The organism is Pandoraea thiooxydans, from assembly GCF_001931675.1.
Lineage (GTDB): Bacteria > Pseudomonadota > Gammaproteobacteria > Burkholderiales > Burkholderiaceae > Pandoraea > Pandoraea thiooxydans.
The window spans coordinates 2,873,832-2,896,078 of the sequence record NZ_CP014839.1 but is presented as its reverse complement, the minus strand read 5'-3'; the positions used below and the strand labels follow the sequence as shown (position 1 = coordinate 2,896,078).

Here is a 22,247-nt window from a genome sequence, read left to right as displayed (position 1 = left end):
CGGCTCCTCACGCCTTGGCGCCGCGCGCGAGCCGGCCCCACAGCCGCAGCCGCGAGACCCCGCCGTCGGGCACGATGTTGAAGCGAATGTGGGTGATCGGCCCGAGCCGCGCAATCTGCTCGGCAAAGCCGTGCTGCTTGTCCATCGCCAGCTTCTGCTCGGGCAGCAGCACCGGCCAGAACATCGACTGCGTGACCAGCGACTCGGCCGTGCCGCCGGTGACGTACGCGGCCTGCACCGAGCAGCGGTCCGGGTAGTTGCCCTTGAAGTGCGCCGTGTCCACTTCGATCTTCTCGATCTCGCCCGGGTGCGCCAGCGCGATGATGCACCAGTCGTTGCCCGGCTCGCGGCGCCGCCGCGTCTCCCAGCCGTCGCCCATGTTCACGCCCCGGCCCGGCATCAGCAGGTTCGAGGCCAGCCCGAAGTGCTGGTTGTTGACCCCCACCACGGTGCCGCCATTCTCCATGGCGATCAGGTCGATCAGCTCGTCGGCCCCGCGCGCGGCCCAGTCGCACTGCGGCAGCCCGTACAGGCGCAGCCGCGCGAGCCCGCCGTCCGGGTACAGGTTGACCCGCACGTGGGTGTAGGCCCGTTCGCCGGCCAGCGCGTGATAGTGGTGGCTGTTGCCCTGCAGGCTCACCGAGGGCAGGATCTCGTGCCACTCGGTGCGCTCGTCGGGCGCGCCCGACGGGCAGTAGCAGGCGTCGAGCGAGGCCGCCGGCGGAAAGTTGCCGGTGAAGTGGCTGGTGTCCAGATCCACCCCGTGCAGCACGCCCGCGCGCGCGAGCTTGACGATGCACCAGTCGTAGCCGGTGGTGCGCTTGCGGCGCGTCTCCCAGCCGTCCATCCATTTACCGTTCTCGTCGTATTTGCCGACAATGAACACCGCCGGCTCGGGGTTGAGCATGCGCTCCTTGGCCGCGAAGAATTCGTCGGTGGCAAACAGGGCCTGCGCGCCCAGCCGCGGATCGGCCAGGTTCACGTAGCGGCGCACATACTCCGGTGCGTTCGGGTCGAGGGTGACAACTGCCATGAGTGAGTCCTTGGTACGGGTTGAGTTTGACGTCAGACAACATTTTTCGTCAGATGCGGCGCCGGCACCGCCGGGCTGGCCGGCACGGCGGGGGCGGCCGGCTCATAGGCCAGCTCGCCGTTGAGGACGCGATGTGCGCGGGCCCGGTCGATATCCTTTTCCCACGAGGAGATCACCACGGTGGCTACGCAATTGCCGATCATGTTGGTCAGCGCGCGCGCAATGCCGGCAAACCAGTCGACCGGCAGAATCAGCACCAGCCCGAGCAACGGGATGGCGGGAATTGCGGTCAGCGTTGCCGCCAGAATCACGATCGCCGAACCCGGTATGCCGTGGGCACCCTTGGAGGTCAGCAAGGAGACGAGGATGACCAGGATGAGGTCATGCATCGACAGCGGCGTGTTGGTGGCTTGGGCAATGAAAATGACCGCCAGCGTCAGATAGATGGAGAATCCGTCGAGGTTGAAAGAGTAACCGGTCGGAATGACCAGGCCGACGGTCGAATCCTTGATGCCGAGCCATTCGAGTTTGCGCATGACCTGCGGCAGGACGGCATCGGAGGAAGCGGTGCCGAGCACGATCATCAACTCTTCGCGGAAGTACCGGATGAACTTGAAGATGTTGAAGCCCGCCAGGCGCATGATCAGGCCCAGCACGACGGTGACGAATACCACGCAGCTCGCATAGAAAACCAGTACCAGCAAGCCGAGTTGTTCGAGCGACGAGGCGCCGTATTTGCCGGTGGTGAAGGCTACCGCGCCCAACACCCCGAGCGGTGCCAGTTTGATGATGAAGCCCATGACGCGAAAGAACACCTGCGCGAGCTGGTCGATCAGGCTGGCCACCGGTTTGCCTTTTTCGCCCAGCAGCGAGAGCGCCGAACCGAACAGCACGGAGAACACCAGCACCTGGAGAATGTCGCCGTTGGCGAAGGCGCCGAATACCGTATTGGGGATGATTTTCAGGATAAACGCGGCGGCGTCTTTAAGGCTCTTGGCGTGCTCCGTGTAGGTGGCGAGCGCCGATGGATCGAGCGAATGGACGTCGATGTTCATGCCCATGCCCGGCTTGATCAGATAAGCCAGGCAGGCGCCGATCAGCAGCGCGAAGGTCGTGACGATCTCGAAGTAGATCACAGCCTTGGCGCCGACCCGGCCGACTTTTTTCAAGTCGCCGGCACTGGCGATGCCGCTGACGACCACGCAGAACACGATCGGCGCGATCACCATTTTGATCAGCTTGAGGAATCCATCGCCGAACGGGCGCAGGCTTTCGGCGAGATGCGGGAAGAATACGCCCAGCCCGATGCCGATCGCCAAAGCGATCACGACACGGCCGAACAGGGAATTGAGGAAGCGGGGCATGGCTTGTCTCCAACGGTTTTCATTGTACGGTTAACACATCATACCGGTCAGACCAGTTGTGTTATGGTGGATATTAGTAATTCGATATGCGACGGTCAAGAACTTCTTGCCCCGGGATATCCCTAGGCCGGAGCGGCGCGCAGCACGAAGCCGGGTGATAGGCCGCCGTGCGCGTCGTACAATGGCGTGATAGCGCCCGGCATAGACACGGGTGCTCAACGACAGGTGATGCTTGAATGAAGACAAATTCGCACGCGGTGACCGATGCGGCGGTTGCGACGATCCGGGAGCGGATCGAGCGGCAGGTCTATCCGGCTGGGGCAATGCTGCCGTCGCAGCGCCAATTGGCCGAGGAGCTTGAGATCAGCCGGGCGTCATTGCGCGAGGCTTTGTCGACGCTCGAGGCGTTGGGGATGGTGGCGATCCGGCCGGGCAAGGGGGTGTATGTCAGCGATCTGTCCGAACGCACCGGCGTGGCGTGGCGTTTTGCCGACCAGATCTCGCTGGCCGATACCTATCAGCTGCGCTACGCGCTCGAGGGGTTTGCGACCCGTCTGGCGGCGCTGGCCTCGAGTGCCGATGAAATCGCGTGGCTGGCCGATAACGTCGATTCGATGCGCACCGCGCTGAGCGAGGGGCGCTTCGACGAGGCCGCGCAACTGGATTTTGCGTTTCATCTGCGCATCGTGGGCATGGCGGGCAACGGGGCGATTGCCGACATTCTGCGCGGCAGCACCGAAATCGTCATGGAAAGCCAGCGCCTGCCGTTCTATCAGCGGGAACTGGTTCTATCGACTTATCAGGAGCATGTGGAAATCCTGGCGGCGCTGCAGCGTCGTGACGCGGCCGCTGCCGGGCGGGCGATGGAATACCATATCGTCAGGGCGGCGCAGCGCGCCGGCATCCATTTTCCGGTGCCGCCTGCCGTGCAGGCGAGCCCCGACGAAGCGCTGGCGCAGGGGGCGCCCTGACTCTATGGCTTTGAGAATTAAGGCTTTTGGGATATAATTTTAAGGTTTAAGTCACTCAACCTTCACCCTAGCGCCGACCCCATCCTAAACTTTCGTCCGTTGCCCGAAGCCGGCCGCGCGCCTTACCGAGCGCGCCTGCATTCAAGGCGAAAGCCATTGCGGCGGACGATAGGGTGGCAGCCTGGGTGATCCCTTCAGGAGTTCCCGTGCTGCCGTCTTTTTCCCCCGCTCTGCTTGCGCTCGCTGACGGCACGGTCTTTCGCGGATATGCCATCGGCGCTGCCGGGCATACCATCGGTGAGGTGGTTTTCAACACCGCCATCACCGGCTATCAGGAAATCCTCACCGACCCCAGCTATGCCCGCCAGATCGTCACGCTGACGTATCCGCATATCGGCAATGTGGGGGTCAATCATGAGGACGTCGAGGCCGGCAAGGTGCATGCCGCCGGCTTGATCATCCGCGATCTGCCCGTGTTGTCCTCTAATTTCCGCCAGGAGCATACGCTGTCCGAGTATCTGAAGGCCGAGGGCGTTGTGGCCATCGCCGGCATCGATACGCGGCGCTTGACGCGTATTTTGCGCGACAAGGGGGCCCAGAACGGCTGCATCCTGGCCGGCGAGGCCGACGAAGCCAAGGCGATTGCGCTGGCGCGCTCGTTCCCCGGTCTGGCCGGGATGGATCTGGCCAAGGTCGTCTCGACGACTGAATCGTACGGCTGGACGGACACCGAGTGGCGGCTCGACAACGGCGACGGCAAGCCCGGTTTCGGCACAGTGACGGCGCCGCGCTTCAAGGTCGTGGCCTATGACTTCGGCGTCAAGCGCAATATTCTGCGCATGCTGGCCGCGCGCGGCTGCGACGTCACTGTCGTGCCGGCGCAGACCAGTGCGGCCGAGGCTTTCGCGCTCAATCCCGACGGCATTTTTCTGTCCAACGGCCCGGGCGATCCGGAACCGTGCGATTACGCGATCGACGCGACGCGCGAATTTCTGGCCCGCGGCATTCCGACCTTCGGCATTTGTCTGGGGCACCAGATCATGGGCCTGGCGGTGGGCGGCAAGACGATGAAAATGAAGTGCGGCCATCACGGCGCGAACCATCCGGTCAAGGATCTCACCGACGGTCGCGTGGCGATCACCTCGCAAAATCACGGATTCGCGGTCGATGCCGATTCGCTGCCAGCCAACGCGCGCATCACGCACGTGTCGCTGTTCGACGGCACATTGCAGGGGTTCGAGCTTACCGACAAGCCGGCGTTCTGTTTTCAGGGCCATCCGGAGGCATCGCCCGGGCCGCACGATGTGGGCTACCTGTTCGACCGCTTCATTGCATTGATGGACGCGGCGAAAGCGGCCGCCAAGGCGTGAGGGAGATCCCGTGTTTGCCGAATCGTTCGGGATTGTGAATCTGTGGACCTATCTGGCCGGCGTGATCGTGATTGTGCTGCTGCCGGGACCGAACTCGCTTTATGTATTGTCGGTGGCGGCCCAGCGGGGCGTGCGTCGCGGCTACCAGGGAGCGTGCGGTGTGTTCCTGGGCGACACGGTGCTGATGACGCTGTCGGCCGCCGGCGTGACCTCGTTGCTCAAGGCTAACCCGGCGGTTTTCTTCACGGTGAAGTACGCAGGCGCGGCTTACCTGCTTTACCTGGGCGTGAACATGCTGCGCGCGGCCTGGCGCAAGACCCGCGCGGCCGCGCCGCAAAGCGTCGTGGCGCCGGTGGATGACCGGCAGCCGTTTTCGAAGGCGCTTTTCATCAGTCTGCTCAATCCCAAGGCGATTTTGTTTTTCGTTTCGTTTTTCATTCAGTTCGTCGATCCGGCCTATGCCCATCCGGCGTTGTCGTTTGCCATTCTTGGCCTGATTTGCCAGTTTTTCAGCTTCCTCTATTTGAGCACGCTGATTCTCGCGGGGGCACGCCTTGCCGAGCATCTGCGCCGTCGGCGCCGGCTGAGCGCCGGCGCGACCGGCAGCGTCGGCCTGCTGTTCCTCGGCTTCGGCCTGAAGCTGGCGACGGCGACACTGAGCTAATTTTTATCGAGATCGTTATGCCAAAGCGCACAGACATTCAAAGCATACTCATTATCGGCGCAGGCCCGATCATCATCGGGCAGGCATGTGAATTCGATTACTCCGGTGCCCAGGCCTGCAAGGCGCTGCGCGAAGAGGGTTACAAGGTCATCCTGGTCAACAGCAATCCGGCCACGATCATGACCGACCCGGACACCGCCGACGTGACCTATATCGAGCCCATCACGTGGGAGGTCGTCGAGCGCATCATCGCCAAGGAACGACCCGATGCGATCCTGCCGACCATGGGCGGGCAGACGGCGCTGAACTGTGCGCTCGACCTGCACCGGCATGGCGTGCTCGACAAGTACAAGGTCGAACTGATCGGCGCCTCGCCCGAGGCGATCGACAAGGCCGAAGACCGGCAGAAGTTCAAGGACGCGATGACCAAGATTGGCCTGGGGTCGGCCAAATCGGGGATCGCCCATTCGATGGAAGAGGCCCTCGCGGTACAGCAGGAGATCACTCGCCAGATCGGCGGCAGCGGCTATCCGATGGTGATTCGTCCGTCGTTCACGCTGGGCGGATCGGGCGGCGGCATCGCTTACAACCGTGAAGAATTCGAGGAAATCTGCAAGCGCGGCCTCGACCTGTCGCCGACCCGCGAGCTGCTGATCGAAGAGTCGCTGCTGGGCTGGAAGGAATTCGAGATGGAGGTCGTGCGCGACAGGGCCGACAACTGCATCATCGTGTGTTCGATCGAGAACCTGGATCCGATGGGCGTGCATACCGGCGACTCGATCACCGTGGCGCCAGCCCAGACGCTGACCGACAAGGAATACCAATTGATGCGCAACGCGTCGCTGGCGGTGCTGCGTGAAATCGGGGTGGATACCGGCGGCTCCAATGTGCAGTTCTCGATCAATCCGAAAGATGGCCGGATGATCGTGATCGAGATGAATCCTCGCGTGTCGCGCTCTTCGGCGCTGGCCTCGAAGGCGACTGGCTTCCCGATCGCCAAGGTCGCGGCCAAACTGGCGGTGGGCTATACGCTCGATGAATTGCGCAACGAAATCACCGGCGGCGCCACGCCGGCCTCGTTCGAGCCGACCATCGATTACGTCGTGACGAAGGTGCCGCGGTTCGCTTTCGAGAAATTCCGCGAGGCCGATCCGCATTTGACGACCCAGATGAAATCGGTCGGTGAGGTCATGGCCATTGGCCGTACGTTCCAGGAGTCGTTCCAGAAAGCGCTGCGCGGTCTGGAGGTCGGCGTCGATGGGCTCGACGAGAAGAGCGTCGACCGGGACGAAATCATCGAAGAGATCGGCGAGCCGGGGCCGGATCGCATCTGGTACGTCGGGGACGCTTTCCGCCTGGGTATGAGTCTCGAGGAGATTTATGCGGAAACCTCGATCGATCCGTGGTTCCTGGCGCAACTGGAAGATATCGTGCGCAAGGAAAAGGCGCTGCAGGGCCGCGCGCTGTCGAGCGTGTCGGCCGAGGAATTGCGCTTCCTCAAGCAGAGCGGTTTCTCCGATCGCCGCCTGGCCAAGCTGCTTGGCGCCAAGCCGGCCGAGGTGCGTGCGGCGCGCGTGGCGCTGAACGTGCGCCCGGTCTACAAACGCGTCGACACCTGCGCGGCCGAATTTGCCACCAAGACCGCCTATATGTACTCGACCTATGAGGAAGAGTGCGAAGCCCAGCCGACCGATCGCAAGAAGGTGATGGTGCTCGGCGGCGGGCCGAACCGTATCGGGCAGGGCATCGAGTTCGATTATTGCTGCGTTCACGCCGCGCTCGCACTGCACGATGATGGCTATGAAACCATCATGGTCAACTGCAATCCGGAGACCGTGTCGACCGATTACGACACTTCGGATCGCCTGTATTTCGAGCCGTTGACGCTCGAAGACGTGCTGGAAATCGTCGACAAGGAAAAGCCCTTTGGCGTCATCGTGCAATACGGCGGGCAAACGCCTCTCAAACTGGCGCTGGATCTGGAGGCCAATGGGGTGCCGATCATCGGCACCAGCCCGGACATGATCGATGCGGCCGAAGACCGCGAGCGCTTCCAGAAACTGTTGCACAAGCTGGGGTTGCGCCAGCCGCCCAACCGCACCGCACGTACCGAGGACCAGGCGCTCGCATTGGCCGCTGAGATCGGGTACCCGCTGGTCGTGCGTCCGTCTTACGTGCTGGGCGGGCGAGCCATGGAGATCGTTCATGAGCCGCGCGATCTGGAGCGCTACATGCGCGAGGCCGTCAAGGTAAGCCACGACAGCCCGGTGTTGCTCGACCGCTTCCTGAACGATGCCATCGAGTGCGATGTCGACTGCATCTCCGACGGCAAGGAGGTATTCATCGGCGGCGTCATGGAGCACATCGAACAGGCCGGCGTGCACTCGGGCGATTCGGCGTGCTCGTTGCCGCCTTACTCGCTGTCGGAGCAGACCGTGGCCGAGCTCAAGCGGCAGACCGCCGCGATGGCCAAGGCGCTCAATGTCGTCGGGCTGATGAACGTGCAGTTCGCTATCCAGCAGCAGGACGGGCAGGATGTGGTCTACGTGCTGGAAGTGAATCCGCGTGCGTCCCGCACGGTGCCGTACGTATCCAAAGCGACCGGGCTGCAATTGGCGAAAATCGCCGCGCGCTGCATGGTCGGGCAGTCGCTTCAGGCGCAAGGCATCGAGAAGGAAGTGACGCCGCCGTATTTCAGCGTCAAGGAAGCGGTATTCCCGTTCGTGAAATTCCCGGGCGTCGACCCGATTCTAGGGCCGGAAATGCGCTCGACCGGCGAGGTCATGGGAGTGGGCGAGACCTTTGGCGAGGCCCTGTTCAAGTCGCAGCTTGCCGCCGGCTCGCGCTTGCCGGCGTCCGGGGCGGTGCTCATTACCGTGAAAGACAGCGACAAGCCGCGCGCGGTTGAAGTTGCCCGCATGTTGCATGGGCTGGGCTATCCGATCGTCGCCACGCGCGGTACGGCCGCGGCCATCGAGTCGGCCGGCATTCCGGTCAAAGTGGTCAACAAGGTCAAGGACGGCCGTCCGCACATCGTCGACATGATCAAGAACGGCGAGTTGGCACTGGTGTTCACCACCGTCGACGAAACGCGTACCGCGATTGCCGATTCACGCTCGATCCGGATGTCCGCTCAGGCGCACAAGGTCACTTATTACACGACCATCTCGGGCGCGCGAGCAGCCGTCGAAGGGTTGAAATATCTGCAGGATCTGGAGGTCTACGATCTGCAGGGCTTGCATGCGCGCCTGAACTAAGCCGGGCGTCACCGGTCTGCCGGCGGTTCGTTGCAGCAAGGGCGGGCTGCCGGCCGGCTTTTTGAAACGCGTGCTTAAACCCGTTATACTGTTTTGACACAGCCGCGGTTGAGCGGCGTTCGCGAAAGCGAATGCGGCTTCGCTGCGGTAATTTTTTTGCCTTTTGGAATTTGCGTATGAGTACCGTCCCATTGACCAAGCAGGGAGCCGAGCAGTTGAAGCTCGAGCTCCATCGACTCAAAACCGTCGAACGTCCGGCTGTCATCAATGCGATTGCCGAGGCCCGTGCGCAGGGCGATTTGTCGGAAAACGCGGAGTACGACGCGGCCAAGGAAAAGCAGAGCTTCATCGAAGGCCGGATCATGGAGATCGAGTCCAAGTTGTCGGCAGCGCAGATCATCGACCCTGCGCAATTGGACGCCGATGGCCGCGTGGTGTTCGCAGCCACGGTCGAGCTCGAGGATCTGCAGGATGGCAAGACCGTGGAGTACCAGATCGTCGGAGACGACGAAGCCGATCTCGATACCGGCAAGATTTCGGTCAGTTCGCCGATTGCTCGCGCGCTGATCGGCAAGTACGCCGGTGATGTGGCGGAGGTGCAGGCCCCCAGCGGCGTGCGCGAGTACGAGATCATCGATGTCCGCTACGTCTGAATCGTCCAATGCCGTTGCCGGGCCCGTCCCGGTAAAGGTGTACCGTCTGCTGGCCACGATCTGGTGCGGCAGTCAATGGACCATCGGCTATCTGGTGGCGCCTACCCTGTTCGCGCTACTGGAGAATCGCCGCACGGCCGGGTCGCTGGCCGCCAGTCTGTTCCGTTCGGAGGCGATTCTGGGTATCGTCTGCGGCGTGTTGCTGTTGCTCCTCGGAAATGCACTGTCCCGAGCGCCCGGCGGCGCTGCAGTCTACCGTCCGCTGCGCTGGATCGTGGCGGGCATGATGGTGTGCGTTCTGTTCGGATATTTTGCGCTGGCGCCTTGGATGGACCAATTGCGCACCTCCGCAGCCGTGGCCGGAGTCGACATCGAACATTCCGCCTACGCCGCTCGCTTTGGCTTGCTGCATGGCGTATCGACCGGCTTCTATGTCCTGCAAAGTCTGCTCGGACTGGCGCTGATCTGGCGGCTTCCGGCCGCAGGAGCTACGCGCCGGATTGACGGCGCTTGACACTGCTCTGGCGTTTTTTCGCCTTTTTGAGCAATCCGCCCGAGGTCAGCCGTTCGTTGCCTCGTACCACCACCTTCCTCACCGTGGGGCGACGACCCGGGTTGGTGCTGGATTTGATGACCGTGACCACCTTGGGGCCACGACCCTTGCGAGCGCCAGGAGCGTCGGTCGCCTTGTTGGGTTCGGCCGGGCGCCAGATCACCAGGAGCTTGCCGATATGCTGAACCGGCGCAGCATTGAGCTGGTCGCAAATCGATTCGTAAATGGCGATGCGCTCATCACGCTGATCGCCAAAAACACGGACTTTGATCAGTTGATGTGCGTTCAGGCTGAGGTCGATCTCCTTGAGCACGGCTGGCGTCAGCCCGTCTGCGCCGATCAGAACCACGGGATTCAAGGCATGCGCCTCGGAGCGCAGCTCGGCGCGGCGGGCGGGGGAAAGGGACAGGGCAGGCATATCGGCGGTCGGCAGAAAATCGGAGAAGCGCCCATAAAATCAGTGGCTGGGCGCGCGAAGGCGTATTATCCAGCAAAATTGCAGGGTTTTTAGAGTTTCATGGCAAAAAACCGCTTTAATCAGTCGTGGTTGCACGACCACATCAACGACCCCTACGTCAAAATGGCGCAGCGCGACGGGTATCGGGCTCGCGCGGCATATAAATTGAAGGAAATCGACGAACAGGACAAGTTGATTCGGCCCGGACAGGTCATCGTCGATCTCGGGGCGGCCCCGGGCAGCTGGAGCCAGTATGCGCGCAATAAGCTGGCGGCCAGCAAGAACCGCGTCGACGGGGGCATCGACGGCACCATCATTGCGCTGGATCTGCTGCCAATGGATCCCGTGGCCGATGTCCATTTCATTCAGGGGGATTTCCGCGACGACGAAGTGCTCGGCCGGTTGGAAGAAGTTCTCGGCGAGCGTCAAGTGGACCTTGTACTTTCCGATATGGCCCCCAACCTATCCGGCGTAGCCGTGGCCGATGCGGCGCGCGTCGAGCATATTTGTGACCTGGCGCTGGAATTTTCCCAACGACATCTGAAGCCGGAAGGGGCATTGTTGGTCAAGTGCTTTCATGGCAGCGGCTACAGCCAAATCGTCGAGAAATTCAAGCACCAGTTCAAGATCGTGGCGCCGCGCAAGCCCAAAGCCTCACGCGACAAATCGTCGGAAACGTTCATTTTGGGCAAAAACCTGAAAAATCCCGGATGATTGGCCCTAATGCCAAGTTTTTGGCTATTGACCGGTTAAATATTCGTTATGGCGGCACCTACGGGAGTGGATTAAAATGAAAGCTGGCGCAAAGCGATTTCATGAAGGAGTAGCGCTTTGAACAACAATATGTTTTCCAAGGCGGCAGTGTGGTTGGTGATCGCACTGGTGCTGTTTACTGTTTTCAAGCAATTCGACAAGCCACACGTTCAGAACAACGTGAGCTACTCGCAATTCATGAACGATGCCAAGGACGGCAAGATCAAGGGTGTGGTCGTCCAAGGACGCAACCTCCAGGTCACCCCCGTCGACGGTCAGAAATATTCGATCGTGTCGCCGGGCGATATCTGGATGGTAGGCGACCTGATGAAATATGGCGTTCAGGTGTCGGGCAAGGCCGACGACGAACCCAACCTCTTGATGTCGGCGCTCTACTATCTGGGGCCGACGCTGCTCATCATCGGCTTCTGGTTCTACATGATGCGACAGATGCAGGGGGGCGGGAAGGGCGGTGCCTTCTCGTTCGGCAAATCCCGTGCGCGGCTCATCGACGAGAACAATAACGTCATCACGTTCGCCGACGTGGCCGGGTGCGACGAGGCCAAATATGAGGTCGGCGAATTGGTCGACTTCCTCAAGGATCCACAAAAGTTTCAGAAGCTGGGCGGCCGGATTCCGCGCGGGGTGTTGTTGATCGGCCCGCCAGGTACCGGTAAGACACTGCTTGCCCGGGCCATTGCGGGCGAAGCCAAGGTACCGTTTTTCAGCATTTCCGGTTCCGACTTCGTCGAAATGTTCGTCGGCGTCGGCGCGGCTCGTGTGCGCGACATGTTCGAGAATGCCAAGAAGCAGGCACCCTGCATCGTATTCATCGACGAAATTGACGCAGTCGGCCGGCACCGCGGTGCCGGTATGGGCGGCGGCAACGACGAGCGCGAGCAGACGCTGAACCAGATGCTGGTCGAAATGGATGGCTTCGACGCCAATTCCGGCGTGATCGTGATCGCCGCGACCAACCGTTCCGACGTGCTGGACAAGGCGCTGTTGCGTCCGGGCCGTTTCGACCGTCAGGTGTATGTCGGCCTGCCTGACATTCGCGGCCGTGAGCAGATTCTCAAAGTGCATTTGCGCAAGGTACCGATCGCGAATGACGTCGATCCGTCGGTGATCGCTCGCGGTACCCCGGGTTTCTCCGGGGCCGATCTTGCCAATCTCGTCAACGAGGCGGCGCTGTTTGCCGCACGCGGCAACAAGCGTATCGTCGAGATGCAGGATTTCGAAGATGCCAAGGACAAGATCTTCATGGGGCCGGAGCGCAAGTCGGCCGTGATGCGCGAAGAGGAAAAGCTGGCGACGGCTTATCACGAGTCAGGACATGCGGTGGTAGCGAAGATGCTGCCCAATGCCGATCCGGTGCACAAGGTCACGATCATGCCGCGTGGCTGGGCCCTGGGCGTGACCTGGCAGTTGCCCGAGCATGACACCTATTCGGAATACCGCGACACCAAGCTGACTCAGATCGCCATCCTGTTCGGCGGTCGCGCCGCGGAGGAGGTCTTCCTCAACAAGATGTCGACGGGAGCCTCGAACGATTTCGAGCGTGCCACGAAACTGGCGCGCGACATGGTGACGCGCTACGGCATGTCCGATGCATTGGGGCCGATGGTCTACGTCGACACCGAACAGGAATCCGTGTTCGGGCGCATGTCGGCCAAGTCGGTCTCCGAAGCCACGCAGCAGAAGGTCGATGCGGAGATTCGCCGTATTCTCGACGAACAGTATGCGTTGGCCAAGCGTCTGCTCGAGGAGAATCGCGACAAGGTCGAAGCCATGACCCATGCGTTGATGGACTGGGAAACGATCGATTCCGACCAGATCAACGACATCATGGACGGCAGGCCGCCGCGTCCGCCGAAAAGCGGCGGCGCCTCGGGGGGCAGCACGCCGCCAGGCGGAAACGCGCCTTTGAAGCCGACTAACGCGCCGGCGACGATCTAAAACAACCAAGCGTTCAATATCGGGGCCGGCCTAATGCCGGCCTTTTTTATCGCGGTACCGATTGCACCGCGCCCTTGCCCGATCAATCCCAAAACAAGCCATGAGTTCCGCTGCACCGCTGCCAGATTCCGCCTCCTACACGTGCGGAAGATTCAATCTCGACCTGAGCCGCCCGCTGGTGATGGGCATCCTCAACGTTACTCCGGATTCATTCTCGGATGGCGGTCGATTTATCGCCCGCGATAGCGCGTTACGGCAGGCCGAGCAGCTATTGGCGGAGGGGGCCGATATTATCGATATCGGCGGCGAGTCGAGCCGGCCGGGGTCCGATGCCTTGCCGCTGGAGCAGGAACTGGAGCGGGTCATTCCGATCGTGGAATCGCTCAGGGAGTGCGGCGTACCGTTGTCGATCGATACCTACAAGCCGGCCGTCATGCGGGCCTCGCTCGCTGCCGGCGCCGATATGATCAACGATATTTGGGGGTTTCGTCAGCCCGGTGCGGTCGACGCCGTCGCCGGCAGCCAATGCGGCCTGTGCGTCATGCACATGCTCAACGATCCGCTGACCATGCAGTCGGCGCCCAGTTACCGCGACGTGGCAGCCGAGGTCGGGCAGTTTCTGGCGATGCAGGCAAGCATGCTCGAGGCCAAAGGGATCGCCCGCTCCCGCATTTGTGTCGACCCGGGCTTTGGATTCGGCAAGACCCTGGAACACAATCTGACATTGTTGGGCCGCCTGGACGAGTTGGCACACGGTTCGTGGCCCGTGCTGGTCGGCATGTCGCGCAAATCCATGCTCGGGCAGCTGACCGGGCGTAAAATGCCGACCGAGCGGCTGGCCGCCAGCGTGGCCGCCGCCCTGTGCGCGGCAGAGCGAGGCGCTTTCATCATCCGGGTACACGATGTCGCGCCCACAGTCGACGCATTGAAAGTGTGGCAAGCCGTCAGGAGCGCCACTCCCAGAGTAGAACAAGCATGAGGAAGGCATGAAGCGACGTTATTTTGGTACCGACGGAATTCGTGGCACCGTCGGGAAAACTCCCATTACGCCGGATTTTGTGCTTCGGCTTGGTTATGCCGCAGGCATTGTGCTGGCGGCGAACGCGCCGGCATCGGGCCGTCCCACGGTGCTGATCGGCAAGGACACCCGGGTGTCCGGTTATATGCTCGAGGCAGCGCTGGAAGCCGGCTTCGCCGCCGCGGGTGTCGATACCATGCTGGCCGGGCCAATGCCGACCGCCGCGGTAGCCTATCTCACGCGGGCGCTGCGCTTGAATGCGGGCGTCGTCATCAGCGCCTCGCACAATCCTTATCAGGATAACGGCATCAAATTCTTCTCGGCCGACGGCAACAAGCTGGCCGATCGGATCGAGGCGGACATCGAGCGCCAACTCGACGAGCCCATGCAATGCGTCGCCTCCGAAGAGCTGGGCAAGGCTCGCCGATTGGACGATGCAGCCGGCCGCTATATCGAATTCTGCAAGAGCACGTTTCCGAACGAGTATGACTTGCGCGGCCTGAAACTGGTGATCGATTGTGCCCACGGCGCGGCTTACCACATCGCCCCGCACGTATTCCACGAACTGGGCGCCGAAGTGATCGCCATCGGCAATCAGCCCAACGGTTTCAATATCAACGACGGCTATGGGGCGACGGCACCGGACAATCTGGTGCGCGCAGTGCAAGCGCATCGGGCTGACCTCGGCATTGCACTGGACGGCGACGCGGATCGGCTGCAAGTGGTCGACGGCAATGGACGACTCTTCAACGGCGACGAGCTTCTCTACGTGCTGGCCAAGGACCGCTTGCGCCAGGGCGAGGTCAGCGGCGTGGTCGGCACGGTCATGACAAACATGGCGATCGAACTGGCCCTGCAGTCGTTGGGCGTGCAGTTTGTACGTGCCAAGGTTGGCGATCGCTACGTTCTCGAACAACTTCGAACACGTGGTTGGCTGCTGGGCGCCGAGAGCTCCGGGCATATTCTGTGCCTCGACAAGCACACCACAGGAGATGGAATCATCTCCGCGCTGCAGGTGCTGGCAGCGCTAAAGCGCGCGCAACAGCCGCTGGCTCGATTACTGGATGGGGTCGATCTTTTCCCGCAGCACATGATCAACGTGCGAGTGCCCGCCGGGTATGACTGGCAAGCCAATGCGTCGCTGCAAAGCGAGTGCTCGCAGATCGAACGCGAGTTGGCCGGCGCGGGCCGTATTCTGATTCGGGCCTCGGGTACCGAGCCGGTGTTGCGGGTCATGGTCGAGGCGCATCAGGCCGATATCGCCACCCAGTGTGCCGAGCGGCTGGCCAATACGGTGCAATCCGAAGTTAGCGGCTGACGCGATCATCGCCGTGCGAGCAACGCCTGCCAGGCTTTCGCCGGGCAGGCGTTTTTTGTCGCGCGACAGATCGAACTCGGCAAATTGGGTTGGATGACAGTCATGTGAAAGACTATAATTGACACAATATTGTCATATATCGTCGCTAAGCTTCGGGGTGTTCAAATCTCGTTCATAAATCATTGGGGGATCCATGAAGTTCATGAAAACGGCAGCGGCTGGCCTGGCAGGTCTCGTTATTGCTGGTTCGGCTTTTGCTGCCGATATCACCGGTGCAGGCAGCACGTTTGCCGCTCCGATCTATACGAAATGGGCTGACGCCTATCAAAAGGCGACCAGCAACAAGGTCAACTATCAAGGTATCGGCTCTTCTGGCGGTATCAAGCAGATCATTTCCAAAACGGTTGACTTCGCCGGCTCGGATGCTCCGCTGACTGATGAACAACTGGCCAAGGACGGCCTGTTCCAGTTCCCGACTGTCATCGGCGGGATTCTGCCGGTCGTGAACCTCAAGGGTGTCAAGCCGGGTGAAATGGTATTGTCCGGCCCGGTTCTGGCCGACATCTACCTGGGCAAGATCAAGAAGTGGAATGATCCGGCGATCCAGGCATTGAATCCCAAGGTGAAACTGCCGGATCAGGCGATCGTCCTGGTTCGTCGCGCCGACGGTTCGGGCACGACGTTCATTTTCAGTAACTATCTGTCGAAGGTCAGCCCGACCTGGAAGAGCGAAGTGGGTGTCGGTACGTCGCTCAAGTGGCCTGCAACCTCGGCCGGCGGTAACGGCAACCCGGGTGTTGCCGCTTTCGTGCAGCGCCTGCCCGGTGCGATCGGCTACGTCGAGTCCGCTTACGTTCAGCAAAACCACATGACCTACACTGCCATGAAGAACACCAGCGGCAGCGTGGTCGAGCCGAAAGAAGAAACCTTCAAGGCGGCCGCAGCCGGCGCGGATTGGTCGAAATCGTTCTATCAGATCCTGACCGATGAGCCCGGCAAGAACGCCTGGCCGATCGTCGGCGCGACCTTCGTGCTGCTGCACACCAAGCAGGACAAGCCTGTTCAAGGCGCCGAAGTGTTGAAGTTCTTCGACTGGTCGTTCAAGAATGGTCTTAAGATGGCTTCCGACCTCGACTACATTCCGCTGCCGGAAAGCGTGATCAACCAGATCCGCCAGGCATGGAAGAAGTCGATCAAGGATGAAAGCGGCAAGGCGATTTATCAGTAAAGCCTAAGCTGTAAGTAACGTTGCAAACGCCGCCCACCCCTGGGCGGCGTTGTATTGGGAGAGCTCGATTTATGGCTGATGACACCACTTCCTCCAAGCCGTTCGCACCGGGCATGGCACGACCTCCTGGGCATACCGGAGATGTTGTGTTTGCGGCGGTCGTACGTCTGGCGGCGCTGGTTGCATTGATTCTGCTGGGCGGCATCATTATTTCGCTTTGCATACAGTCGCTGCCGACCATCCATAAATTCGGGTTCCGGTTTCTCTGGACCAGCGACTGGGATCCTGTCGCAAATCAGTACGGCGCCCTGGTGCCGATCTACGGCACCATCGTCACGTCGATTATCGCGTTGATTATCGCGGTGCCGGTCAGCTTCGGCATCGCGCTGTTTCTCACGGAGCTGTCGCCACTGTGGCTGCGGCGTCCGCTCGGCACTGCCATCGAGTTGCTCGCCGCCATCCCCAGCATTGTCTACGGCATGTGGGGATTATTGGTTTTTGCGCCGATTTTCAGCGTTTACTTCCAGGCGCCGCTGGCCGACCTGCTGGGCAACGTTCCGCTGATCGGGGCGCTGGTTCAGGGGCCGCCCTTGGGCATCGGTCTGCTGCCAGCAGGCGTGATTCTGGCAATCATGATCATCCCCTACATCGCGTCGGTAATGCGCGACGTCTTCGAGGTCACCCCCGTTTTGCTCAAAGAGTCGGCGTACGGCATCGGATGCACAACCTGGGAGGTGATGTGGAATGTCGTGCTGCCGTTCACCAAAAGCGGCGTCATCGGCGGCGTGATGCTCGGGTTGGGGCGTGCCCTGGGCGAGACGATGGCCGTTACGTTCATGATCGGCAATACCAACATCCTCGACAACGCGTCGCTGTACTCGCCGGGCAACAGCATCACGTCCGCGCTGGCCAATGAATTTGCCGAAGCCGGTCCGGGTCTGCACACCTCGGCGCTGATGGAGTTGGGGCTGATTCTGTTTTTTATTACCTTCGTGGTGCTGTCGTTATCGAAATTGATGCTGCTGCGTCTTGAGCGGGTCGAGGGCAAAAAATGAACGATCGCTCACTCGAAATCACGCCCGCCTTGAAGCAAATCAACGCCGGCACAAAACTCAAGCTCCAGGCTCGGCGCCGTCGCAAGAACGCGCTGGCGATCACCCTGTCCATGCTGGCGATGGCCTTCGGTCTGTGGTGGCTGCTCTGGATCCTCTACACCACGATCACGCTGGGTATCGGCGGGCTCTCGCTGAATTTGTTCGTGGCGGCAACGCCGCCGCCCGGCTCGGCCGGGGGCGGATTGGCCAATGCTATCGTCGGCAGTCTGATCCTCGTCTCACTGGCTACCCTGATCGGTACGCCGCTGGGCATCCTGGCGGGCGTCTATCTGGCCGAATATGGCCAATCGTCCTGGCCGGCCAGCTTGATCCGCTTCATCAACGACATCCTGCTGTCCGCGCCTTCGATCGTGATCGGCCTGTTCGTGTATGCGGTGATGGTGGCGCACATGGATCGCTTCTCGGGCTGGGCTGGCGTCATGTCGCTGGCATTGCTGGAAATTCCGATCATCATTCGCACCACGGAAAACATGCTGAAGCTGGTGCCGAATGCGTTGCGCGAAGCCGCTTTTGCGCTTGGTACGCCGAAATGGAAAATCGTTTCGCTGATCACGCTCAAAGCCTCGGTCGCCGGGATTGTCACCGGCGTGCTGCTGGCCGTGGCCCGGATTGCTGGCGAAACGGCGCCACTGCTGTTTACCGCGCTGTCCAGTCAGTTCTGGAGCGTGGATTTGAATCAACCGATGGCGAACCTGCCGGTCACCATCTACAAGTTTGCGATGAGCCCTTACGCAGGCTGGCAGCAGCTCGCCTGGGCGGGCGTGTTCATTATTACGCTGGGCGTGCTCGGATTGAACATTTTGGCGCGCGTGATATTCGCGAAAAAATAAACTGGCAAGGCGATCATGACTTCATTGTTGAGCGAAACTTCCTTCAAGCCGAAAATCGAGGTCAACAACCTCAATTTTTACTACGATAAGTTCCATGCGCTGAAAAACGTCAATTTGCGCATCCCGGAACACAAGGTGACGGCATTCATCGGCCCGTCCGGCTGCGGCAAGTCGACGCTGCTGCGCACCTTCAACAAGATGTATGCCCTTTATCCGGAGCAGCGCGCCGAGGGTGAGATTCTGATGGACGGCGAGAACTTGCTGACGTCCAAGCAGGACATCGCATTGCTGCGCGCCAAGGTCGGCATGGTATTCCAAAAGCCGACTCCTTTCCCGATGTCGATCTACGACAACATCGCATTCGGCGTACGGCTGTTCGAAAAGCTCTCGCGCTCCGAAATGGACGACCGCATCGAATGGGCGCTGACCAAAGCGGCGTTGTGGAGTGAAGTCAAGGATAAGCTCAATCAGAGCGGCCATGGCCTGTCCGGCGGACAGCAGCAGCGGTTGTGTATCGCCCGCGGCATCGCGATTCGCCCCGAGGTGTTGCTGCTCGACGAGCCGTGCTCGGCGCTCGACCCGATCTCCACCGGTCGGATCGAGGAGCTGATCGCCGAACTCAAGAGCGAATACACCGTGGTCATCGTGACGCACAACATGCAGCAGGCTGCACGCTGCTCCGATCACACCGCATATATGTACCTGGGCGAGCTCATCGAATTCGGCGAAACGGAGAAAATCTTCATCAAGCCGAGCCGCAAGGAAACCGAGGACTACATCACTGGCCGTTTTGGCTAGCCGATGACGCAGGAGAAGCCATGTCAGATAAACATCTTTCCAGTCAATTCGACACCGACCTGAATCAAGTATGCTCGCGCGTCCTGGAAATGGGCGGTTTGGTCGAGTCTCAAATCGTCAATGCGATGCAGGCGTTGAACAATTTCGATCGCGGTCTGATCGAGACCGTGCGCGCGCAGGAGCACAAGCTCAACGCGATGGAAATCGAAATCGACGAGGAGTGCAGCAACATCATCGCGCGGCGCCAACCGGCCGCCCGCGATCTACGGTTGCTCATGGCGATTTCGAAAACCATCACCAACCTGGAGCGTGCCGGCGACGAGGCTGAAAAAATCGCCAAGCGCACCGGGCGGATCATGGACGATGCCGCCGGCCATTCATTGAATCATTCCGAGATCAAGATCGCCGGCGACATGGCAGTGGCGCTGTTGCGCCGCACGCTCGATGCGTTCGCCCGGCTCGACGTTGCGGAAGCCGCGGAGATCGTGCGTGACGACAAGGCCATCGACGATGAATTCCGCGCTTTCGTCAGAAAACTCGTCACCTACATGATGGAAGACCCGCGCACCATCTCGGTCGGACTCGATTTTCTGTTCATCGCCAAAGCAGTCGAGCGCATTGGAGACCACGCGAAGAACATTGCTGAATTCGTGATCTACATCGTGCGCGGCACCGACGTGCGCCATGTGTCGCAAGAAGATCTGGAACGGGAAGCGTTAGGTAAATAACACCAGCGACAGTTTGAGAGGATGCAATGCCGAGCAGCATATTGATTGTCGAAGATGAGCCAGCGATTTCCGAGTTGATTTCGGTCAACCTCCAGCATGCGGGTCATTATGCGATTCGCGCCTATAACGCCGAACAGGCTCAGACGCTGATCAGCGACGTGTTGCCCGATCTGGTTCTGCTCGATTGGATGCTGCCCGGCCAATCAGGAGTGGCTTTCGCGCGCGAACTGCGCAATAACGAACGCACCAAGCACATCCCGATCATCATGTTGACCGCGCGCAGCGAGGAGCAGGACAAGATCATGGGACTCGAGTTGGGCGCCGATGATTACGTCACCAAGCCGTTCTCGCCCAAGGAGCTCATGGCCCGTATCAAGGCGGTGCTGCGCCGCCGGGCGCCACAGCTGACCGAGGACGCCGTCAGCGTCAACGGTCTGCGCCTCGACCCGGCTACTCATCGGGTCACCAGCCAGCGCGAGGGCGAGGAAATCAAACTGGATCTGGGGCCGACAGAATTTCGGCTGCTGCATTTTTTCATGACGCACCCCGAGCGTGTGCACAGCCGCACTCAGTTGCTCGACCAGGTATGGGGCGATCATGTGTTCGTCGAAGAGCGCACGGTAGACGTGCATATCAAGCGATTGCGCTCGGCGCTCAAGCCCACTGGCTACGATTCGATGATTGAAACGGTGCGCGGCAGTGGCTATCGCCTGACGAAATCCGCCTGACATGCCGCGCGAGACGAGCTGTGCCGCTGCCATGGTTCATGGCAGTCACGGGGGACATGGTTCAATTGCTTAAGCTATGAATATCATCTGGGCGCGCACAGTTGCCTTGGCTTGCCTGCTCGGCGCGGTAGCGGCGGCGCTGGGCTGGCTTTTCGGATCGAAGATCGGGTTTGCCTTCGCGATCGCAGCCCTGTTGCTGCAGGTTTTTTTCAATACTTTTCACGCGCAGCGTCTATGGCGGCTGCTCGATGCCCCGGTCTATGGCGAAGTCCCCAGTGCGATCGGCATGTGGGGCGAGATCTATTACCGCCTGTATCGCCTGGCCAAGCGCTGGCATAACCAGGTCAGACAAGTCGAGCAGCAGCACAATCGCTTTATCCAGGCGATTCAGGCGTCGCCCAATGGCGTGGTAATGCTCGACGAGCACAACCAGATCGAATGGTGCAACGCCATTTCCGAACGGCATTTCGGCCTGAATGCGCGGCGTGACGTGCGCCAGCAAATCACGCACCTGTTGCGTCAGCCCGAATTCGTTCACTACCTGGCGATGCACCGCTACGATGAAGCGCTCAGCATGCATCATATGGGCGAGCAGCACAATAACGTTCTGTCGGTGCAGGTGTTCCCGTATGGCGACAATCGCAAGCTGATTCTGTCGCACGACATCACGCAACTGGAGCGCACCGAGACCATGCGGCGCGATTTCGTCGCAAACGTGTCGCACGAGCTGAAAACGCCGCTGACCGTGCTCTCAGGGTTTCTCGAAACCATGAAAGAGCTTCCGCTGAACGAGGAAGAGAAGGAGCGCTACCTCGATATCATGCAGCGTCAGGCCGAGCGCATGAAGAACATCGTCGACGACCTTCTGACCTTGGCCAAGCTGGAGGGCAATACCCTGCCGCCGGTCGATCAGCGGCTCGACATGAAACGCATTGTGAAGCAGTTGGGTATCGATGCGGCAGGGCTATCCAACCAGACTCACGATATATCGGTCGATTGCGAGAGCGGGCTGGCCGTGCTGGGGTCGGAGACCGAATTGCAAAGTGCTTTCAGCAACCTGGTTTCGAATGCAGTGCGCTACACGCCGGCCAAGGGACGAATCAAAATCGACTGGCGCGGCACGGAAGACGGCGGCGCCATCTTCAGCGTTACCGATTCTGGATTGGGGATTCCGGCGCAACATATTCCGCGTTTGACCGAGCGGTTTTATCGCATCGACCGCAGCCGCTCGCGCGACACCGGCGGCACCGGCCTGGGCCTGGCCATCGTCAAGCATGTGCTGACCCGCCATCAGGCCCATCTCGATATCAAGAGCCAGGAAGGGCGGGGCAGCACCTTCTCCATCGTTTTCCCGGCAAGCCGCATCGCGCGGGATCAGGTCCAGGGCGACGCGGCTACCGCATCATCCGCCTCGCGCGACTGAACTGCGCGCTGAACTCAGTGGGCGGCG

At 60.8% G+C, this 22,247-nt stretch carries 20 protein-coding genes; 17 read left to right on the top strand and 3 right to left on the bottom strand.

Features of this window, described 5'->3' with window-relative positions; translation table 11 throughout:
• Positions 1–7 precede the first annotated feature (7 nt).
• Both alc and PATSB16_RS13295 read right to left on the bottom strand, forming a co-directional pair.
• The gene (alc, locus tag PATSB16_RS13300) at positions 8–1,033 is read right to left on the bottom strand and encodes an allantoicase (protein ID WP_047214591.1); all 1,026 of its coding nucleotides are present in this window, start codon (positions 1,031–1,033) and stop codon (positions 8–10) included.
• Positions 1,034–1,065: 32 nt separating this feature from the next.
• Positions 1,066–2,397: a C4-dicarboxylate transporter DctA gene (locus PATSB16_RS13295; protein ID WP_047214590.1), complete on the bottom strand. Its 1,332-nt coding sequence runs from the start codon at positions 2,395–2,397 to the stop codon at positions 1,066–1,068.
• Positions 2,398–2,633: 236 nt separating this feature from the next.
• Between PATSB16_RS13295 and PATSB16_RS13290 the strand changes: the two genes are divergently transcribed.
• The 6 genes from PATSB16_RS13290 (at position 2,634) to PATSB16_RS13265 (ending at position 9,826) form a co-directional block, all read left to right on the top strand.
• A complete protein-coding gene (locus PATSB16_RS13290; protein ID WP_047214589.1) occupies positions 2,634–3,368 on the top strand; it encodes a FadR/GntR family transcriptional regulator in 735 nt (244 codons plus the stop codon).
• A gap of 206 nt (positions 3,369–3,574) precedes the next feature.
• The gene (carA, locus tag PATSB16_RS13285) at positions 3,575–4,738 is read left to right on the top strand and encodes a glutamine-hydrolyzing carbamoyl-phosphate synthase small subunit (RefSeq protein WP_047214588.1); all 1,164 of its coding nucleotides are present in this window, start codon (positions 3,575–3,577) and stop codon (positions 4,736–4,738) included.
• Between the two features lie 10 nt (positions 4,739–4,748).
• Entirely contained in the window at positions 4,749–5,402 is a 654-nt protein-coding gene (gene leuE / locus PATSB16_RS13280) for a leucine efflux protein LeuE (RefSeq protein ID WP_047214587.1), read from the top strand.
• A 17-nt stretch (positions 5,403–5,419) separates the two neighbouring features.
• On the top strand, positions 5,420–8,659 hold the full coding sequence (gene carB, locus PATSB16_RS13275) for a carbamoyl-phosphate synthase large subunit (RefSeq protein WP_047214586.1): 3,240 nt from the start codon (positions 5,420–5,422) through the stop codon (positions 8,657–8,659).
• A gap of 176 nt (positions 8,660–8,835) precedes the next feature.
• Positions 8,836–9,312 carry a transcription elongation factor GreA gene (gene greA, locus PATSB16_RS13270; protein ID WP_047214585.1) on the top strand — a complete coding sequence of 159 codons (477 nt, stop codon included), beginning with the start codon at positions 8,836–8,838 and terminating at the stop codon, positions 9,310–9,312.
• Entirely contained in the window at positions 9,296–9,826 is a 531-nt protein-coding gene (locus PATSB16_RS13265) for a DUF4149 domain-containing protein (RefSeq protein WP_047214584.1), read from the top strand. The genes greA and PATSB16_RS13265 overlap by 17 nt, the downstream gene beginning before the upstream one ends.
• On the opposite strand, the gene PATSB16_RS13260 is transcribed toward PATSB16_RS13265, so the two are convergent.
• A complete protein-coding gene (locus PATSB16_RS13260) occupies positions 9,801–10,283 on the bottom strand; it encodes a YhbY family RNA-binding protein (RefSeq protein ID WP_047214582.1) in 483 nt (160 codons plus the stop codon). The genes PATSB16_RS13265 and PATSB16_RS13260 overlap by 26 nt on opposite strands.
• Positions 10,284–10,382: 99 nt before the next feature.
• Between PATSB16_RS13260 and PATSB16_RS13255 the strand changes: the two genes are divergently transcribed.
• The 11 genes from PATSB16_RS13255 to phoR all read left to right on the top strand — a co-directional run bounded on the left by PATSB16_RS13255 (position 10,383) and on the right by phoR (position 22,220).
• Positions 10,383–11,036 (top strand): RlmE family RNA methyltransferase, encoded by a 654-nt coding sequence (locus PATSB16_RS13255; protein ID WP_047214581.1) that lies wholly within the window; start codon positions 10,383–10,385, stop codon positions 11,034–11,036.
• Positions 11,037–11,153: 117 nt separating this feature from the next.
• Complete coding sequence (gene ftsH / locus PATSB16_RS13250; RefSeq protein ID WP_047214580.1) at positions 11,154–13,034, top strand: ATP-dependent zinc metalloprotease FtsH; 1,881 nt, start codon at positions 11,154–11,156, stop codon at positions 13,032–13,034.
• Positions 13,035–13,134: 100 nt separating this feature from the next.
• Positions 13,135–14,013, top strand: a complete 879-nt coding sequence (folP, locus tag PATSB16_RS13245) for a dihydropteroate synthase (RefSeq protein ID WP_072628648.1) — start codon at positions 13,135–13,137, stop codon at positions 14,011–14,013.
• A gap of 7 nt (positions 14,014–14,020) precedes the next feature.
• The gene (glmM, locus tag PATSB16_RS13240) at positions 14,021–15,370 is read left to right on the top strand and encodes a phosphoglucosamine mutase (protein WP_047214578.1); all 1,350 of its coding nucleotides are present in this window, start codon (positions 14,021–14,023) and stop codon (positions 15,368–15,370) included.
• 193 nt (positions 15,371–15,563) lie between these two features.
• The gene (pstS, locus tag PATSB16_RS13235) at positions 15,564–16,598 is read left to right on the top strand and encodes a phosphate ABC transporter substrate-binding protein PstS (protein ID WP_047214577.1); all 1,035 of its coding nucleotides are present in this window, start codon (positions 15,564–15,566) and stop codon (positions 16,596–16,598) included.
• Between the two features lie 71 nt (positions 16,599–16,669).
• Entirely contained in the window at positions 16,670–17,653 is a 984-nt protein-coding gene (gene pstC / locus PATSB16_RS13230) for a phosphate ABC transporter permease PstC (RefSeq protein ID WP_047214576.1), read from the top strand.
• The gene (gene pstA, locus PATSB16_RS13225; protein WP_047214575.1) at positions 17,650–18,543 is read left to right on the top strand and encodes a phosphate ABC transporter permease PstA; all 894 of its coding nucleotides are present in this window, start codon (positions 17,650–17,652) and stop codon (positions 18,541–18,543) included. Before pstC ends, pstA begins: the two co-directional genes overlap by 4 nt.
• A 15-nt stretch (positions 18,544–18,558) precedes the next feature.
• Positions 18,559–19,341: a phosphate ABC transporter ATP-binding protein PstB gene (pstB, locus tag PATSB16_RS13220; RefSeq protein WP_047214574.1), complete on the top strand. Its 783-nt coding sequence runs from the start codon at positions 18,559–18,561 to the stop codon at positions 19,339–19,341.
• A 20-nt stretch (positions 19,342–19,361) separates the two neighbouring features.
• Entirely contained in the window at positions 19,362–20,069 is a 708-nt protein-coding gene (gene phoU / locus PATSB16_RS13215; protein ID WP_047214573.1) for a phosphate signaling complex protein PhoU, read from the top strand.
• Between the two features lie 26 nt (positions 20,070–20,095).
• Complete coding sequence (gene phoB / locus PATSB16_RS13210; protein ID WP_047214572.1) at positions 20,096–20,797, top strand: phosphate regulon transcriptional regulator PhoB; 702 nt, start codon at positions 20,096–20,098, stop codon at positions 20,795–20,797.
• Between the two features lie 76 nt (positions 20,798–20,873).
• On the top strand, positions 20,874–22,220 hold the full coding sequence (phoR, locus tag PATSB16_RS13205) for a phosphate regulon sensor histidine kinase PhoR (RefSeq protein ID WP_047214571.1): 1,347 nt from the start codon (positions 20,874–20,876) through the stop codon (positions 22,218–22,220).
• Positions 22,221–22,247 lie beyond the last annotated feature (27 nt).

Bases quoted from the DNA above. Each gene is read 5' to 3' on its own strand.
- alc (WP_047214591.1), bottom strand. From the start codon at position 1,033: ATGGCAGTTGTCACCCTCGACCCGAACGCACCGGAGTATGTGCGCCGC.
- PATSB16_RS13295 (WP_047214590.1), bottom strand. From the start codon at position 2,397: ATGCCCCGCTTCCTCAATTCCCTGTTCGGCCGTGTCGTGATCGCTTTG.
- PATSB16_RS13290 (WP_047214589.1), top strand. From the start codon at position 2,634: ATGAAGACAAATTCGCACGCGGTGACCGATGCGGCGGTTGCGACGATC.
- carB (WP_047214586.1), top strand. From the start codon at position 5,420: ATGCCAAAGCGCACAGACATTCAAAGCATACTCATTATCGGCGCAGGC.
- greA (WP_047214585.1), top strand. From the start codon at position 8,836: ATGAGTACCGTCCCATTGACCAAGCAGGGAGCCGAGCAGTTGAAGCTC.
- PATSB16_RS13265 (WP_047214584.1), top strand. From the start codon at position 9,296: ATGTCCGCTACGTCTGAATCGTCCAATGCCGTTGCCGGGCCCGTCCCG.
- PATSB16_RS13260 (WP_047214582.1), bottom strand. From the start codon at position 10,283: ATGCCTGCCCTGTCCCTTTCCCCCGCCCGCCGCGCCGAGCTGCGCTCC.
- PATSB16_RS13255 (WP_047214581.1), top strand. From the start codon at position 10,383: ATGGCAAAAAACCGCTTTAATCAGTCGTGGTTGCACGACCACATCAAC.
- folP (WP_072628648.1), top strand. From the start codon at position 13,135: ATGAGTTCCGCTGCACCGCTGCCAGATTCCGCCTCCTACACGTGCGGA.
- glmM (WP_047214578.1), top strand. From the start codon at position 14,021: ATGAAGCGACGTTATTTTGGTACCGACGGAATTCGTGGCACCGTCGGG.
- pstS (WP_047214577.1), top strand. From the start codon at position 15,564: ATGAAGTTCATGAAAACGGCAGCGGCTGGCCTGGCAGGTCTCGTTATT.
- pstC (WP_047214576.1), top strand. From the start codon at position 16,670: ATGGCTGATGACACCACTTCCTCCAAGCCGTTCGCACCGGGCATGGCA.
- pstA (WP_047214575.1), top strand. From the start codon at position 17,650: ATGAACGATCGCTCACTCGAAATCACGCCCGCCTTGAAGCAAATCAAC.
- pstB (WP_047214574.1), top strand. From the start codon at position 18,559: ATGACTTCATTGTTGAGCGAAACTTCCTTCAAGCCGAAAATCGAGGTC.
- phoU (WP_047214573.1), top strand. From the start codon at position 19,362: ATGTCAGATAAACATCTTTCCAGTCAATTCGACACCGACCTGAATCAA.
- phoB (WP_047214572.1), top strand. From the start codon at position 20,096: ATGCCGAGCAGCATATTGATTGTCGAAGATGAGCCAGCGATTTCCGAG.
- phoR (WP_047214571.1), top strand. From the start codon at position 20,874: ATGAATATCATCTGGGCGCGCACAGTTGCCTTGGCTTGCCTGCTCGGC.